The 16,303-nt window shown below is 43.8% G+C and carries 14 protein-coding genes; 12 read left to right on the top strand and 2 right to left on the bottom strand.

Annotated elements, in window-relative coordinates:
• Nucleotides 1–172 precede the first annotated feature (172 nt).
• The 9 genes from MKY52_RS03530 (at nt 173) to MKY52_RS03490 (ending at nt 9,922) form a co-directional block, all read left to right on the top strand.
• Complete coding sequence (locus tag MKY52_RS03530; protein ID WP_341049864.1) at nt 173–1,573, top strand: helix-turn-helix transcriptional regulator; 1,401 nt, start codon at nt 173–175, stop codon at nt 1,571–1,573.
• A gap of 122 nt (nt 1,574–1,695) precedes the next feature.
• Nucleotides 1,696–1,869 (top strand): aspartyl-phosphate phosphatase Spo0E family protein, encoded by a 174-nt coding sequence (locus MKY52_RS03525; protein ID WP_076284026.1) that lies wholly within the window; start codon nt 1,696–1,698, stop codon nt 1,867–1,869.
• A 234-nt stretch (nt 1,870–2,103) separates the two neighbouring features.
• Entirely contained in the window at nt 2,104–3,189 is a 1,086-nt protein-coding gene (locus tag MKY52_RS03520) for a LolA family protein (protein ID WP_094872533.1), read from the top strand.
• Nucleotides 3,190–3,405: 216 nt separating this feature from the next.
• Complete coding sequence (alr, locus tag MKY52_RS03515) at nt 3,406–4,587, top strand: alanine racemase (protein WP_339269216.1); 1,182 nt, start codon at nt 3,406–3,408, stop codon at nt 4,585–4,587.
• A 214-nt stretch (nt 4,588–4,801) separates the two neighbouring features.
• Nucleotides 4,802–5,083, top strand: coding sequence for a CopG family ribbon-helix-helix protein (locus tag MKY52_RS03510; protein ID WP_025698676.1), 282 nt, complete (start codon nt 4,802–4,804; stop codon nt 5,081–5,083).
• A 3-nt stretch (nt 5,084–5,086) separates the two neighbouring features.
• Nucleotides 5,087–5,437 carry a type II toxin-antitoxin system PemK/MazF family toxin gene (locus tag MKY52_RS03505; RefSeq protein WP_042124727.1) on the top strand — a complete coding sequence of 117 codons (351 nt, stop codon included), beginning with the start codon at nt 5,087–5,089 and terminating at the stop codon, nt 5,435–5,437.
• A gap of 156 nt (nt 5,438–5,593) precedes the next feature.
• A complete protein-coding gene (locus tag MKY52_RS03500) occupies nt 5,594–6,202 on the top strand; it encodes a TetR/AcrR family transcriptional regulator (RefSeq protein ID WP_341049863.1) in 609 nt (202 codons plus the stop codon).
• A 173-nt stretch (nt 6,203–6,375) separates the two neighbouring features.
• Entirely contained in the window at nt 6,376–7,575 is a 1,200-nt protein-coding gene (locus tag MKY52_RS03495) for an MFS transporter (protein WP_341049860.1), read from the top strand.
• A gap of 118 nt (nt 7,576–7,693) precedes the next feature.
• Nucleotides 7,694–9,922 (top strand): Tex family protein, encoded by a 2,229-nt coding sequence (locus MKY52_RS03490; protein ID WP_341049858.1) that lies wholly within the window; start codon nt 7,694–7,696, stop codon nt 9,920–9,922.
• 92 nt (nt 9,923–10,014) lie between these two features.
• On the opposite strand, the gene MKY52_RS03485 is transcribed toward MKY52_RS03490, so the two are convergent.
• Both MKY52_RS03485 and MKY52_RS03480 read right to left on the bottom strand, forming a co-directional pair.
• Nucleotides 10,015–11,472: a methyl-accepting chemotaxis protein gene (locus MKY52_RS03485; protein WP_341049857.1), complete on the bottom strand. Its 1,458-nt coding sequence runs from the start codon at nt 11,470–11,472 to the stop codon at nt 10,015–10,017.
• Nucleotides 11,473–11,905: 433 nt separating this feature from the next.
• Complete coding sequence (locus MKY52_RS03480; RefSeq protein ID WP_149645227.1) at nt 11,906–12,667, bottom strand: DeoR/GlpR family DNA-binding transcription regulator; 762 nt, start codon at nt 12,665–12,667, stop codon at nt 11,906–11,908.
• Nucleotides 12,668–12,876: 209 nt separating this feature from the next.
• Between MKY52_RS03480 and MKY52_RS03475 the strand changes: the two genes are divergently transcribed.
• Genes MKY52_RS03475 through MKY52_RS03465 form a run of 3 tightly spaced genes read left to right on the top strand, consistent with a single transcriptional unit; the run spans nt 12,877 to nt 16,290 of the window.
• The gene (locus tag MKY52_RS03475; protein WP_042124736.1) at nt 12,877–13,629 is read left to right on the top strand and encodes an ABC transporter ATP-binding protein; all 753 of its coding nucleotides are present in this window, start codon (nt 12,877–12,879) and stop codon (nt 13,627–13,629) included.
• A complete protein-coding gene (locus tag MKY52_RS03470; RefSeq protein ID WP_341049856.1) occupies nt 13,622–15,241 on the top strand; it encodes an ABC transporter permease subunit in 1,620 nt (539 codons plus the stop codon). Before MKY52_RS03475 ends, MKY52_RS03470 begins: the two co-directional genes overlap by 8 nt.
• A gap of 47 nt (nt 15,242–15,288) precedes the next feature.
• A complete protein-coding gene (locus MKY52_RS03465) occupies nt 15,289–16,290 on the top strand; it encodes an extracellular solute-binding protein (RefSeq protein ID WP_341049854.1) in 1,002 nt (333 codons plus the stop codon).
• Nucleotides 16,291–16,303 lie beyond the last annotated feature (13 nt).

The raw sequence follows: 16,303 nt of genomic DNA, 5'->3' as shown, positions 1-16,303 counted from the left end.
TCTGGTGGTTTTTATCTTTTACTAATCTAAAGTCTATACATTGATCACCGAATAATTGCATAATGAAAAGGAATAGAAAAAAAGTATTTGACCACTGGAATAATTAGACATATATTTATTAAAATGCTATTTGCTTATCTATGAATTATGTTGGCGGAAGGTGGCTTTGATCATGAAGCAGATGACCATTCGTGCAGAACTGGCAGACTATCTCAAGAAGCAGGGGATAACGATCAATCAGTTCGCAGAGGTGTCTAAGGTAAATTCAGGCACGATCAGTAATATCATCAATGGGAATCGCCCAATAGCCATGCAACAATTAGATCGGATTACAGAAGGTATGGGATTAGAAGAAGGCTGCTACTATGATTTGTATGTGGATGAGTGTTTTGTTCACTCCAATCCGAATTGGAGACGTCTTCGGCCATTTCTATATCGCTGTGCAGAGCTGGATAAGCTGGAATGTATTGCACGGGTAGTTGGGATCATGATGGATAGCTTATCTTATACGCCTTCGTTATTTGATACTGCAGAAGATTTTTTTACGCTAGGGAAGCACAAAGCAGCAGCGATGTTATATCAGAGTGTGGCTGAGAGTGAGAAGTATCAACATTCAGAGCGGCTGGCCCTTTGCCAATACAGGCTATTCACGATCGCTTTGGGTGAAGATCGGGATGCTAATTTGCGAGCAGCTGTGCAATTTGAAGGATTTGTTAACCGGCTTGATGAGGTGGACCAGCTTGATGCGCTGAAAGATTTGGCGAATACATATAGTGCTTTACGACATTGGGATAAGGTAATGGCAATGGCTAAGGAAATGGGGAATAAAGCAACAATCCAATATCATGCTAAATACGACCGTGCCAGAAAAAGCAGGCTTCAAAAGGAACCTGAAATACCACTATTCTCATATATTCAATACTCTTACATGTTACGTTCAGTAGTTTATAGAGAGCTGGGAGATTATGATAGGGCTTTACATTATGTTAACATGTATATGGATATGAACTGGATTCGGGAAGACACGGAAGAAGCTTTGCAGCTTATGAATCAATGTATGGAGTGGGCACGGGCTAATATTAACTTGCTGCGAATTTTAAAAGGGGATATAACGGTGCTGCCGGAATATGTGGCATACCTTGAACAAAGGGAGGAAGAGATCCTCTCAGGTCTGTTCAAAATCCTTCAAGCAGCTAATTATTACCAATTTAACGTGGATGATATTCTTCTGCAGTTTGAGGGAAAAATATCAGATTGTAGAGATCGTCATCAGCTAGAGATTAGATCCTATAATCAACAAATCTTCGAAGATAGATATACCAACTTGATGGCTGAGATAGCGTTTTATTATATAAGAAGAAATAAATATGAGATTAGTATAAAGTATATAATGGAAAGTTTAGAATATTCAGTAAAAATAAATAGCGAATCATGTATTATAAAATGTGTTGGAATGTTCGAAGAGCTTCGTCATACGGTATCTTTAGAAACGCAAAAAGAATACCGAAACCTAATTAGTAAGGTGCAGCGAATCAACGAAAAGAAAAATGGCTTTGTTGTTAGCAGTGCATAGTAACGTAATTATTACCTTCCTTCTAGTATTTATTAGAATCATTTCTTTATAGTACTGCACTTATTTGTAAAATATAGAATTTGACATATACCTCTAGTATATTAATTTGAGGAGGTAGTGTAATGAATAATCCAGAAATTATCCAAAAGAGAATAGAGGGTGCTAGAGCCAAACTTTATTTAATGGAAAGGGAATACGGTGGATTGTTACATCCAAATGTGATCAGACAGTCGATGAGGTTGGATGAATTAATCAATCAGTACAATAAAGCAATACATAGTGATAATGAGAGTTGAAACAAGAAACTGATCGTATAATTTTCTCTCTATTCAAAAGATAAGACCTACATAATGTTATTACATTTCTGTATAAAACATAAAGCCAGCGCTATGCGTGGGCTTTTTTTGTTTGTATGTTCCTAAAAAATAAATCTAACTCCCAGCTTGTCATGCCCGTCTGCATATTGCGGCCAAGTCCCTCATAGACATGTACTAATCAATGCATTCAAAACAGGTTAAGGGGATGATGTCATGCGCCGGACAATATGGGTACTCGCGATCATTATGAGCGTGGCCCTGGTGATGACGGGGTGCGGGAAGAAGGATGCCGCTTCCGTGGTCAAGGATTTGAACAATGTGGCCGACAAGTTGGAGAGTAAGCAGGGAACGTACCAAGCTTCAGGCATTATGACCCTATTCACCGGCGAGCAGCCGCAGGAGTATAAGGTAGAGGTATGGTACAAGAACCCTTCTTATTACCGGATCAGCTTGGCGAATGTACAGAAGGATATTACGCAGATCGTGCTTCGTAATGATGAGGGAGTGTTCGTACTTACACCAAGTATGAATAAGAGCTTCCGCTTCCAGAGTGATTGGCCGGACAATCAAGGTCAGGTTTATTTGTATCAGACACTAGTTCGGGGCATCGTCTCAGATAACAATCGTCAATTTGTGGAAGATGGAGATAACTATGTGTTTGAGGTAGCTGCGAATTATCAGAGCAATGCCCTTGTGCGGCAGAAGATTTGGCTGGATAAAAAGACTTATGAGCCTAAACAGGTTCAAGTCTCTGATTCTGAAGCCAAGGTAGTTGTAGACGTGAAGTTTGACACCTTTAAATTCGATACAGATTTCACTAAGGATTCCTTTGATATGCAAAAGAATATGACTACAGGTGCTGCTTCAGAAAGTACAGTCGCTCAGGTTGACGAAAATGGAAATCCGGTTGTAGTTCCTGAGGGTCAGGAGCAAGAGGGGCAACCTGTCGCTGCTGAGCTGGGTGACTTTGGTATTATCGAACCGGGGTACGTTCCGGCAGGTGTCGAGTTGAAGGACTCCCATAAAATGGAGGGGAACAAGGATCATGCTGTTCTCATCCGGTATGATGGGGTTTATCAATACACCATTATGGAAGCCCGTCCATTGGACCGTGCAGTAGCATTGGCTCCTGGAACGCTGATAGATCTTGGTTTCACCGCAGGACTTCTGAGTGGTGATGAGCAGCAGACTTTGACTTGGATGTCTGAGGGTATAGAGTATCGAATTACAAGTGCTAATCTTCCTGTTAACGAAATGATGCAAATTGCCGCTTCTATGGAGGCACAATCGGGTAAATAATATAAAGTAGGCGGATACTGCGTTTTGTGGGATTCTTTCCTCTACAACGTAGTATCCGCCTTTCTATATTTGCCAGCGCTCCAGCCGCTTTGAACTGAAGCGAAAAGATAACTGAGCTCACATTGACAGCCACCTTCTGTAGCATTACCATGAGTACTAAGACAATGATCATTACAGCTATGACGTTTTACTACAACGTAAGAAGGTGACTTTGAAGTGCAAGCAAGCTATCGACCGACAGTAGCCGAAATTAATCTGGATGAATTGCGTGCCAATTACGAAGCCTTTCGCCGCTACTTGCCGGCAGAGACAAAGTTTATGGGATGCGTCAAAGGAAATGCGTACGGCCATGGAGCAGTGGAAGTGACACGGGAACTGGAAAGACTCGGAGCAGATTATGTTAGTGTGGCTTTTTTGGATGAAGCATTGGAGCTGCGTCAGGCGGGAATACTGATTCCTATACTGGTGCTTGGCTACACTTCTCCTGAAGGAATAGCCGTTGCCTGGGAGAACCATGTAACTGTAACACTGTTCACACCGGAAGTATTAGAGGCTGTTAGACAGCTTCCTATAGATCCGGAACATCGGCTGAAGGTGCATATCAAGATTGATAGCGGGATGGGGCGACTGGGTCTTTTACCAGATGACGCACCCGCATTTATCTCTGAAGTGCAGTCTGTTGCGCAGGCGGAGCTGGAGGGTATGTTTACCCATTTTGCCAAGGCAGACGAACTAGACAAAAGCTATACACTGGAACAGCATCGACGGTTCATGAGCGTGGCGGAAACGCTGCGGGAGCAGAACATTCAGATCCCGATCATACATACGGGCAATAGCGCTACGGCCATTGATTCACCTTATTTATCCAGCAACATGGTGCGGGTAGGCATCAGCTTGTACGGATTTTATCCCTCAACTGAGGTAAACCGTCAGCTGGTAGAACTACATCCGGTAATGACGCTGAAGACGCAGGTTGTATATGTGAAGAGCCTGCCTTCTCATTGGGGCGTCAGCTACGGCACTCGGTACTTCACAGACAGCGAGGAGATTATCGCAACGTTACCTGTGGGGTACGCAGATGGATATTCCCGCATGCTAACTGGCAAAGCGGAGGTGTTAATACGTGGACGCCGCGTTCCTGTCGTCGGAACAATCTGCATGGATCAGTGTATGGTATCACTCAAATCTTTCGCTGAAGAAGCGGAACAAATTAAAGCAGGCGAAGAAGTTGTACTCATCGGCCGTCAAGCTGACGTGATGGTCACGGCAGACGAGTTGGCTCTCCATCTTGGAACGATTCACTACGAGGTAATTTGCATGCTGGCTCATCGGGTGCCGCGCGTTTATATCCGTGAAGGCACACTTCCTAAATTAGTAAATGCTCTGTTACAATCTTAAAGTTCTTGACAGTGATGTTATTCAAGGGAGAAAATAGAAGGAATTGTATCGTTTTAGGAGATATGACTAAAAGCCTATACGAACCGCCATTTCTAGTTTATAATGGGATGCAGCATACTTGATATACTGGCGGCATATATTCCTTGTATAAAATTCCTTGTATATTGCAACACTGGAACACAAGGGCAGAAGGTTTGTGGGGGTGGAAGAGAAGGTGGCCAATTTGCAGAACACCAAAAGAATCATGATCAGCTTGCCCGATCATCTCTTGCAGGAAGTGGACGGAATTGTTCAATTGGAGAATTCCAACCGGAGTGAATTGATTAGGCAGGCCATGAAGCTGTATTTGAGCGAACGGAGGAAACGTTCTATCCGGGAGTCCATGCAGCGCGGCTACATGGAAATGGCTAAGATCAACTTGACCATGGCATGCGAGGCGTTCCTCGCGGAGGAAGATGCAGACAGCACTCTTGGCCGCTTAGTAAGCGGGGTGTAGACATTGATCGTTAAACGTGGCGATGTTTTTTTTGCTGATCTTTCGCCGGTTGTAGGTTCTGAGCAAGGCGGAGTAAGGCCAGTACTGGTAATCCAGAATGATATTGGCAATCGCTTTAGCCCGACGGTAATTGTGGCCGCAATCACGGCCCAAATCCAGAAGGCTAAATTACCTACGCATGTGGAAATTGACGCAGCAGCTCATGGCTTTGACAGAGACTCTGTTATACTGCTGGAGCAGGTTAGGACGATTGACAAACAACGCTTAACTGACAAGATCACCCACCTTGATGATGAGACTATGAAGAAGGTGGATGATTCGCTGCAAATCAGCCTCGGACTGATTGATTTTTAATCACCCAGGGTTATAGATAATCCATGAGATAGGCGCTCGGGTACGAATCCGGGCGTCTTTTGATGTGCATTTTTACGAACTCATGGTAAAAAAGGATTAGGGGTTCACTTTTACAAAATGATCTGATAGTATTAGACCGTACGGTCGGTTTAGGAGGTGCTTAGAATCAGAGGACGTTCAGACGGAGAAGAAACAAAGAAACGAATTGTACTTAAAGCCACACAGCTCTTTGTTCAGAAGGGATATGCAGCTGTAACCATGAATGAGGTTTGCGTAGCCTCGAATGTTAGTAAGGGCAGCTTATATCATCATTTTCCGAGCAAGGATGAACTTTTCCTATATGTGGTAGAAGAGGATACGGTGCAGTGGTTACAGGCGTGGGATGATAAGAAGAAGGAAATTGTTAGTGTTCAGGAGCGTTTATATGCTTTAGCCGAGCACTACGCAAATGATTTTCAGAATCCGTTGATTCGGGCGCTTGAGGAATTCTCAAGAAGCAGAGCTCATCCGGAGGATATCACTAAGCGGCTTGCTCATTTATATGAGGCTGCCTCGCATGCGTGTCGTGATCTTCTGAAGGAAGGCATGGACACGGGGTATTTTATTAAGGGTGACTTAGAGGATTATGTGATTATTGTAAATGGTATGCTCGAAGGGATCGGAAGAGCTGCTGAATGTTCTATTCCTGAAAAGACTCCGGATGATATCAAAAAATATTACCGGGAATCAGTACGATTGTTATTGCAAGGGATATATACGGGATAAGATATAATGGGGCTTGAAAGGAGCTTTACATTCAGGAATCAAGAAGGCTGAAGCTTCTTAAAGGCACCGGAATTGGAAGGACTATTTTTTTGGCTATAATTTAGACCGGATGGTCGGTCTCTACAGGAAAACTATTCGAAGACTTGGCTTTAGAAACTACGGAGGTTAACACAATGTCATTACTACTTAGAAACAGGGGCGCTATGCTACTTGTTATGCTTAATATTTTTCTTGCTTTTACAGGGATCGGACTTGTAGTCCCTATCATGCCTACTTACATGAATGAACTTGGGATCACAGGAAGTACCGTTGGGCTGTTAGTGGCTTCATTCTCCCTTGCCCAATTATTGGTATCGCCATTCGCGGGCAGGTTATCCGACAGAATTGGCCGAAAAAAAGTGATCGTTGCGGGTCTGATCGTGTTTGCTTTTTCAGAGCTGCTCTTTGGTCTGGCGAATGTGTCCTGGCTCTTGTTCGTTTCAAGATTGCTCGGTGGTGTAGGCGCTGCGTTAATTATGCCAGCAGTTATGGCTTATGTAGCGGATACGACCTCTTTTGAAGAGAGAGCGAAAGGCATGGGGCTTATTAATGCAGCCATTACTACCGGATTTATTATCGGTCCAGGGATTGGCGGTTATCTTGCTGAGCTTGGCATGCGGGTACCCTTTTTCTGTGCGGCTGGTGCGGCTGGGATCGCAGCTCTAATCACAGTTTTAATCTTGCCTGAGTCTCTGTCTGTAGAGAAACGGATGGAAGCGAAGCTATCTAAAAATAATCAGGAGAGCTTCTTCACGCAATTGATGCGTTCTTATCGTGAACCTTACTTTTTCGGTTTAATTATTGTATTTGTTATGGCTTTTGGATTGGCTAACTATGAAACGGTGTTCGGATTGTTTGTAGACCATAAATTTGGCTTTACCCCTAAAGATATTGCTTTTGTGATTACCTTTGGCTCAATCGCCGGTGCTGTGGTGCAGGTATCCGCGTTTGGCTGGATTCTGAATAAATTCGGCGAGAATAAGGTAATCTCCACTTGCCTTATAACTGCTTCAATGTTTATTCTGTTGACGCTGTTTGTAAGTGGCTTCTGGGCGATTTGTGCGATTACCTTTGTCGTATTCTTGGCTATGGATATTCTTCGACCAGCGGTAGGCACCCAGTTATCCAAAATGGCGGGGGAAACGCAGCAAGGCTTCGTAGCAGGAATGAACTCTGCTTATACGAGTCTTGGAAATATCGCAGGGCCTATCGTTGCAGGATATCTTTTTGATCTAAGTATTAACTTTCCATATGTGGCAGCGGCGTTTGTTCTAGCATTATGTTTTATGTTGTCACTTAGTTCTGGAAAAAGGGGAATGGGACAACGCGCGTAAACCACCCAATCTGCCTCCTCTCTAGGCTGGACTTTGGAACAGAGCCGATCTGTGATACTATTTTAGTTATGAGAACAAGAATTGTATAAGCAGATTGTGTACGGGAAGAGGGATACTAATGACGGTAGATAACAGCAATACGGGAGTCATTACGGATGAGGCGGCCGCACAGCGGGAGCAGGAATTGATTACTGTAGCGATTGCCAAGGAATTGAACATTAGCCTGAAGCAGGTGCGTACAACGGTTGGACTGCTGGATGAGGGGAATACGATTCCGTTCATCGCCAGATACCGGAAAGAAATGACGGGTGAGCTGGACGAGAATGCGCTTCGTGATATTGAAGAGCGCCTGGCTTATCTTCGCAATTTGGGCGAACGTAAGAAAGACGTTATCCGCAATATTGAAGAGCAGGGCAAGCTGACCAAGGAACTTCATGAACAAATCACCAATGCGGTCAAGCTGCAGGAAGTGGAGGACTTGTATCGTCCTTTCCGTCAGAAGCGTAAGACTCGTGCTAGTGTTGCGAAGGAAAAAGGCTTAGAGCCGCTTGCAAACTGGATGATGGAGCAGCAAAGACAAGGTGACCCACAAACTGAGGCTACGAAATATATAGATGCTGAAAAAGGAGTGGAGACCGCAGATCAAGCGCTTCAAGGTGCACTGGATATCATCGCCGAGAACATTGCAGATGATCCTGCGATCCGCTCTTGGGTTCGGCAATATACGGCAAGTCAGGGCATCCTTGTATCTGAAGCTAAGGATGCAGAGCAGGAATCCGTATACGAGAACTACTATAGCTACCGTGAGCCTGTACACAAAATGCCACCTCACCGAATTCTCGCCATTAATCGCGGTGAGCGGGAGAATATACTGAAGGTAGGCATTGAGGTTGTCACTGACAAAATTCATGCTTACATTGCGCGGAAAATCATTAAAGGCCCATCCCCAGTGAAGGAACTGCTGGAGGCAGTGACTGAGGATGCCTACAAGCGTCTGATTGCTCCTTCTGTGGAGCGTGAGGTTCGTGGGGAGATGACCGAGCGGGGCGAGAATCAAGCGATCTCGATCTTCTCTGGTAATCTACGCAGCTTGCTGCTGCAGCCGCCCGTTAAGGGACGCTGTGTGCTGGGTGTTGACCCTGCCTACCGTACCGGCTGTAAGCTGGCCGTCGTAGACGATACTGGTAAGCTGCTTGAAGTAGCCGTGACCTATCCTACGCCGCCGAACAACAAGAAAATTGAAGCTGCTGCTAAGTTTAAAGAACTAATCGCTAAATATGGCATTCAGCTCATTGTGATCGGAAATGGGACAGGCTCTCGTGAGACCGAGCAATTTACGGCAGAAGTGATCGCCGAAATTGGCGATCCAGAGCTGGCTTACCTGATCGTTAATGAGGCTGGTGCGAGTGTTTATTCTGCTTCCAAGCTGGCGCAGGAGGAGTTCCCGGATCTGGATGTAGCAGAGCGTAGTGCAGCTTCTATCGCCCGCCGTGTGCAGGACCCGCTGGCGGAGCTGGTGAAGATCGATCCGAAAGCTATCGGTGTGGGTCAGTATCAGCATGACGTCTCCCAGAAGCATCTGGAAGAGAGTCTTAAGGCTGTCGTAGAATCGGCGGTTAACCATGTGGGCGTGGATGTAAATACGGCATCTCCTGCTTTGCTCTCTTATGTGGCTGGCGTTAACGGTACAATTGCTAAAAATATCGTTAAATATCGTGAAGAGAACGGTAAGTTCACGACTCGGAAGCAGCTGCAAAAGGTCCCTCGTCTGGGTGCGAAGTCCTATGAGCAATGTATCGGCTTCCTGCGGATTCCAGGTGGAGACAACACCTTGGATCGCACACCTATTCACCCCGAGTCATATCCGGTGGTGGATCGCTTGTTCCGCGAGCTAAGCCTAGATGTAAATAAGCTTGGCAGCAAAGAAGTGGCTTCACAGCTGGAGGCACAAAATGCCGAGGAGCTGGCTGTGAAGCTGGATGTCGGCGTGCCTACGCTTCGCGACATCCTGGAGAGCTTGCAGCGTCCGGGCCGCGATCCGCGCGAGGAGCTGCCGTTGCCGATCTTCCGCACCGACGTGCTGAAGATCGAGGATCTGGTTCCCGGCATGGAAATGCAGGGAACCGTCCGCAACGTGATCGATTTCGGCGCATTCGTCGATATCGGGATCAAGAACGATGGGCTGGTGCATATATCCCAGCTCAGCGGCAGCTTTGTGAAGCACCCGATGGATGTTGTTTCCGTAGGAGATAATGTCACCGTCTGGGTGATGGGTGTTGACCTGAAGAAGGGCCGGGTCAGCCTGACCATGCGTCCGCCGCGTGTTGAGGCAGGAAGTCTTAGCTAAAGTGAACTAAATGAACAAATAAAGCCATCTACTTCGTGAGGAGTAGATGGCTTTTTCTTTTGACTGAATGGTATTGAAACAAACAGCTGTATCTATGAAGATCTCGTTAAATTGTCTAACTTAATAGCTAACTCATTTAGATTGCTAATGCTAATCACCGTTTCAGAAACATGTTGTTGCTGGACCTCCGCGCTAGCGAGGACTTGTTCAATAGCTGCTGTATTCTCTTCGGTAATTGCAGCCACTGAATTAACTTCGCCCAGTACAAGGGTGGAAGCCTGTCTAATATGATCGCTCCTACCCTTCAGGTCTTCTGCTTGCTCAAGCACCTGGTGTGTATTATTTCGAATGCCCTCGAATAATCGAGCGATATCATCAGTGGAATTTTTTCCTGATTCTACAACTAGCAACCCGTTAGAAACCATATCGCCAACCTGCGCAATATTATTTTGAATGCTTCTGAGAATCTGGGCAATATCCGCGGATGCATTGTGGGAACTCTGTGCTAATTTTCTGATTTCATTGGATACGACTGCGAAACCTTTGCCGTGTTCTCCCGCATGAGCGGCTTCAATGGAAGCATTTAGCGACAAAAGATTCGTCTGCTCAGCAATTCCTACGATGCTGGAAACAATTGATTCAATCTTCTGATTATCTTCATTCATTTGTGTCATCAAGCCAGCAGTACTCGTTACGATATCTGTAACTTCAGAGATAGTTCCAGTTAAGCGAATGATTTCATCTTGCCCCTCTTGCGTAATTTGATCCGTTTCACGGCTTCTATTGCTCATGGAAACGGAGGCGGCATTTGCCTGCATAGCTGATTCGTTTAACTGCTGCATAGCATTTGAGATATCGCTAACACTCTGTGCTTGTGATTCTACTCCACTAGCTATCTCTTGGAAGGCGGTTACGACTTCTTTGGAAATTCGATCTGTTGTCAGTACGTTGTTATGCATTAGATTACTAGATTGACTCAGAACTCCTACGGATTCAGTAACACCTGTAAGAATGGTCTCCATTTCCGCTCTGGCACGTTCAGCTTCGTTGCTGCTCTTAGACATATTTTTGAACATTTTCGTACCAATCTGACTCTGATAGATCAGAACCAGTATCATCATGATGAGAAAAACGTTAACACTTAAGGCATCAACGGATTCGAAAGTGGGTTTGGTCATCAGAAAATAGTTGAGTAAGATGCAAGCTATTACACCATTGAGTAGTAGTGGGCGGTAGTTGTGATAGAGCGATACAATGCCTAGTCCCCAGTATAGAATTATGGTACTGATGATGCTGGTCCCAGCATCGATATAGAAGTATGTAATGATATTAAAGCCGATAGCTGTTATGTACATAATATAGGGTGTAGCCAAACGTTTCCAAATGAACACCGTACACAACAAGCCTAGAGGTACCGCCGCTGTCATGATTGCAATTATTGTTTGTGGAAATCTGTACAGCGAAAGCGAGCCTAACAGCAAACAGCCCCAAAATAAGAAAATAATTAATTTGTTGCGCTGGTGTAACTCTGACATTTGATTCAAAGCCATATTCACACTCCATAATGTAATAGTACTTCTGATTTTTTAGTTTAAGAGATTCCTGAAATGCTGTCTATGATGTTAAGTTCGGGAATGTTCGGAAAAATGATGTTTGGGAGAGTAATTAGGGAAAAACTCCCTGAAAAAAGCTGATATTTGCATAAAATCAATGGAATTAGGGAATTCCTCCCTGAAAATTAGGCAAATATCTACTTTTACCAACGAATCACCTAAATTATAGGGAGGTTTTCCCTAATTAGTAGTCTGATGCGTATAAATCTCTGATTTATAGGGAGAAATTCCCTAATTATCATCAAGGCATCAGGTAAGTGTCTATGATTCTAAAAAACACAAAAATCCCCTAGGTAAAATGGAGTTACCACCACCATTTTAAATCCAAGGAGAGGCTTTTTTTGTGTTTTTAGATGGATGATGAAAGTCTTTATTCCGCAATAATCAAGCTCGTGCGTTTGGTTTTAAATTTCTGCTGGAAGCTTCGATCTATATTACGGTCGGTAATAATGTATCCAATTTTATCGAGTGAGGCGATGCCGATGGTCACATCTTTCCCGAATTTAGTATGGTCAGCGGCAACATAAACTTCTTTGGAGAGATCGATAATTTTTTTGCGCGTTTGGGCTTCCTCCAGGTTATAGTCGGAGATGCCTTTTTCAAGGGTAATGCCGCTTGCGCAAATAAAAGCCTTAAGGATATTTAATTCACTGAAATTAAATAGATAATCATATGCAATGACAGACTGCTCATTTAGTCGGACCTTTCCGCCAATGATAATAAGCTCAACCGCACTGTTCATCAGCTCGTTTACCACAGGAATGGAGTTCGTAATGACCGTGAGATTCTTTTTATTCTTGATATATTTGGCGATCTGATAGGTGGTAGAGCCGCTGTCCAGATAGATGCAATCCCCATCGTTGATATATTCGCTGCACTTTTGGGCGATCATTTTCTTTTCCTCTAAGTGACCGACCATCCGCGCATCCATTGGAGATTCAGCAAACTCCGATTCCACCAGTTTAATTCCACCATAAATCTTCTTGATCTTCCCTTGCTTGTCCAGCAGGTTGATATCTCTGCGAAGGGTATCGATAGAAATATTAAGCTCTTCTGCTAGCTCCGGCAGCTTCTGAACCTTTTTGAACATTAAGATTTCTATGATTTTCTTTTGTCTTTCCAGTGGAAACATGTAATCACCCATTCAAAGTTTATATCGCTTTCGATAGTTGAAGTATAAAGGGATTAATATAGGGTAGCAACTACTCCTTTCTAAGTTAGTCATGATATACTTATAATATACTCATAACTTATTTATAATTTACATACATTTTACGTAACTGTTTATCCTCAAAAACAAAACCTTTTTATACTGAGGTTGTACTTGAGGAGGTGGAACCTTTGCTTAAATTACAAAACATAAGCAAGCATTACGATAACAAGGTTGTTCTAGAGGATATTAGTCTAGACATTCAAGCAGGGGAGATTGTTTCCTTACTCGGCCCCAGCGGGAGTGGCAAAACCACCTTGCTAAACATCATCTTGGGATTGGCTAAGATGGAGCAGGGGCAAATCATTTTTAATGATCAAGATTTAAGCAATGTACCCATGAAGAAACGCGGATTTAATATAGTGTTCCAGGATTATGCGCTCTTCCCCAACCTTAATGCTTACGAAAATATCGTTTATGGTCTGAAAAATAAAAAGGGTTTAACGTCGGAGCATGAGGTTCAGGAGTATATCGAGTTCCTGGAATTAAAGCCGCATTTAACGAAGAAAATCGGCGCTCTATCGGGTGGGCAGAAGCAAAGGGTGGCTTTGGCAAGAACACTCGTAATGAAGCCCAAATTATTACTGCTCGATGAACCTCTAAGCGCACTGGATGGAATCATCAAGGAATCTATTAAAGCTCGGATTAAATCCATCGCCAGAGAATATAAGCTTACGACGATTATCGTTACCCATGACCCTGAAGAAGCGTTAACCCTATCGGATAAAATTCTCATCATTAATCAAGGTCATATTGCCCAATTCGGAACACCTCAAGAGATCATTCAACAACCTAGCAATGATTTTGTAAAAGAATTTATTCTGGGGCAACTGCAAGTGAAACGGGAAAATATCTATAACCTGTTCGGTGAACATTATGCCTAAAGCTAAACCGGAAATGCGGATCATTTTTATCCCAATCGTATTGTTATTTATCGTTTTCCTGATCTTGCCACTGGCAGTTTTATTTATCCGCTCGTTTGAAACGGGCCAAGGTTATTCGGTATCCAATTATCTCACCATTCTGGCAGATCAAGAGATTCGAGAGTCCATCGGAAATAGTATGAAGGTCTCCGGTGTTACGGCACTCATCACGACGGTTCTAGCTTTTATCCTAGCCTATTCTATCCACTGTACAAGAATCTATCGCCCGTTAAAAAGCATCATTAGAACTGGAATTCTGATTCCTATGCTGCTGCCTACAATTACTTACGGGTTTGCGATAATGTACTCTTTTGGCAACCAGGGACTGATTACTAAAATCTTTGGACGGAATTTATTCGAGATTTATGGATTTAATGGTCTGTTGATAGGCTACGTAATTTATACCTTACCTTCTGCTTTCCTGCTGATTCATAATTCGTTCAAGTACATTGATAAAAAGTTCATCGTCGTATCCAAGCTTATGGGGGATGGGACGCTGCGAAGCTTCATGAACACGATCGTTCGGCCTTTGTGGGGCACTTTGGGAGGGGCGTTTGTTCTTTCTTTTATCCTAAGCTTCACGGATTTTGGGATCCCTGCATCGGTGGGGGGGACGTATAACGTGGTTGCTACTCAGCTGTATCAGGTCATGCTTGGGGCTATACCGGATTTCAACAATGGGGCAGTTATTGCTGTACTGATGTTAATACCGGCGGCGTTCGGGGTTGTGCTGTTAACGTATCTTGAAAAATTCAATTTCCATTATGACAAGGTGACTGAAATCGAGATGATCCCGAATAAAGGCAGAGATTCGGTTCTTGGACTAATCTCATCCGTGATTCTAATCGGGCTACTGGCTGTATTTGCAGTCATGTTCGTTGCACCACTGATGAATGGCTATCCTTATGATCTTACGTTTACATTCAAGCATTTTGTGGATGTTTTTCAATCAAGTGATTTAATCAATGTATATAAAAATTCCTTGCTCGTAGCAGGACTGACGGCAATCGTAGGTACGATCGTAGCTTATGCTGCGGCTATCATCAATGTGCGAACGCCTATAAAAGGGAAAGCGACTTTTGACATCCTATCGATGGTGACGAACACGGTACCGGGTATGGTCCTTGGTCTGTCGTATCTACTTCTGTTCAATAACAGCAGTCTCAAAGGAACCTTTACGATTCTTGTGCTCTGCACCCTTGTTCATTACTTTACGACTCCTTATTTGATGGCAAAGAACTCTCTGGCGAAAATGAATCCATCGTGGGAAACCACTGCTGAGTTATTAGGTGACAGCTGGCTGCAGACGATCCGCCGGGTCATTCTACCAAACTCTGCATCCACGGTGATCGAGATGGTCAGCTACTATTTTATCAATGCGATGGTGACCATTAGCGGAATTATCTTTCTAGTGACTGCCCAAACCTCGGTAGTTGCCAGCAAAATAAAAGAGCTGCAGCATTTCGCCAAATTTAATGAGGTGTTTGTCCTATCCATCCTGATCTTTTGCACCAACCTTATCATTAAGCTCCTAGGTGACTGTCTCCAGAAACGGCAATCAAACTCTCGTTAGTTAACGATTTTAAATATAAAAAAACCAGTTAAAGTGAGGGAGAAATTATGTCTAAGAGAATTAAGGGATTCAAAGGAATTATGTTGTCTATCGTGGCTTTGAGTTTGGTGTTCACATTAGCAGGTTGTGGAAATAAAGCAGCGGGTGATGCGAGTAAAGTAGTGATTTTGACCAATGCGGATGAAGAAGCTGTAGCCTCTATGGAGACTGCGCTAAAAGGTGCGGGGTACGAAGGGCAATATCTCTTTCAATCCTTGGGCACTTCTGAGCTGGGTGGAAAGCTGATGGCAGAGGGAGACAAAATTGAGGCTAACCTGATCACGATGAGCTCTTATTTTGTAGAAAGTGCGCAAGAGAAACATGGCATGTTTAAAGATCTATCGTTTACGACTAACGCGCTAGATTCCTATCCAGCGTACTATACGCCGATTTTGGCGAATACCGGTGCTATTTTTGTAAACTCAGCGGTGCTTAAAGATAAGGGCTTGGCGATGCCAACGTCCATTAAGGATTTAACAAAACCAGAATTTAAAGGCTTGGTATCTGTTCCGAACATTATGGACTCTTCGACAGGCTGGTTGTTGGTTCAGGCGATTATTTCGCAATACGGGGAAGAAGAAGGTAAAACGGTTCTGCATGATTTAGTTGCTAATGTAGGCCCACATCTGGAAAGCTCCGGTTCCGGTCCGATTAAAAAGGTAAAAGCAGGAGAAGTGGCTGCAGGCTTTGGACTTCGTCATCAGGCAGTATTAGCTAAAGAAGAAGGCGCACCGATTGACTATGTAGATCCAACGGAAGGTAACTTCTCGCTTACAGAATCCGTAGCCGTGGTGAAAAAAGATGATGCAACAACAGAGCTGGCTATGAAAATGGCAGAAACGATTATTAAAGATGCTAGAAAAGACTTAATTACAAATTACCCAGTGGCTCTATATAAAGATGAAACGGTTAGTGATATCCATAAGCCTGCACACAGTATGAAATTTGTTAAGCCGTTGACTGTGGAACTGCTGGAGCAACATCAACAATTCTTTAAAGAAAATAAATAAGATTAGAAGGAGT

It is taken from the genome of Paenibacillus sp. FSL P4-0184, assembly GCF_038004625.1.
Lineage (GTDB): Bacteria > Bacillota > Bacilli > Paenibacillales > Paenibacillaceae > Paenibacillus_AQ.
This window is presented reverse-complemented; position numbering and strand designations above follow the sequence as displayed.

Coding starts and splice junctions, on each gene's coding strand:
- MKY52_RS03520 (WP_094872533.1), top strand. CDS start 2,104: ATGCGCCGGACAATATGGGTACTCGCGATCATTATGAGCGTGGCCCTG.
- MKY52_RS03465 (WP_341049854.1), top strand. CDS start 15,289: ATGTCTAAGAGAATTAAGGGATTCAAAGGAATTATGTTGTCTATCGTG.
- MKY52_RS03490 (WP_341049858.1), top strand. CDS start 7,694: ATGACGGTAGATAACAGCAATACGGGAGTCATTACGGATGAGGCGGCC.
- MKY52_RS03470 (WP_341049856.1), top strand. CDS start 13,622: ATGCCTAAAGCTAAACCGGAAATGCGGATCATTTTTATCCCAATCGTA.
- MKY52_RS03480 (WP_149645227.1), bottom strand. CDS start 12,667: ATGTTTCCACTGGAAAGACAAAAGAAAATCATAGAAATCTTAATGTTC.
- MKY52_RS03525 (WP_076284026.1), top strand. CDS start 1,696: ATGAATAATCCAGAAATTATCCAAAAGAGAATAGAGGGTGCTAGAGCC.
- MKY52_RS03495 (WP_341049860.1), top strand. CDS start 6,376: ATGTCATTACTACTTAGAAACAGGGGCGCTATGCTACTTGTTATGCTT.
- MKY52_RS03485 (WP_341049857.1), bottom strand. CDS start 11,472: ATGGCTTTGAATCAAATGTCAGAGTTACACCAGCGCAACAAATTAATT.
- MKY52_RS03530 (WP_341049864.1), top strand. CDS start 173: ATGAAGCAGATGACCATTCGTGCAGAACTGGCAGACTATCTCAAGAAG.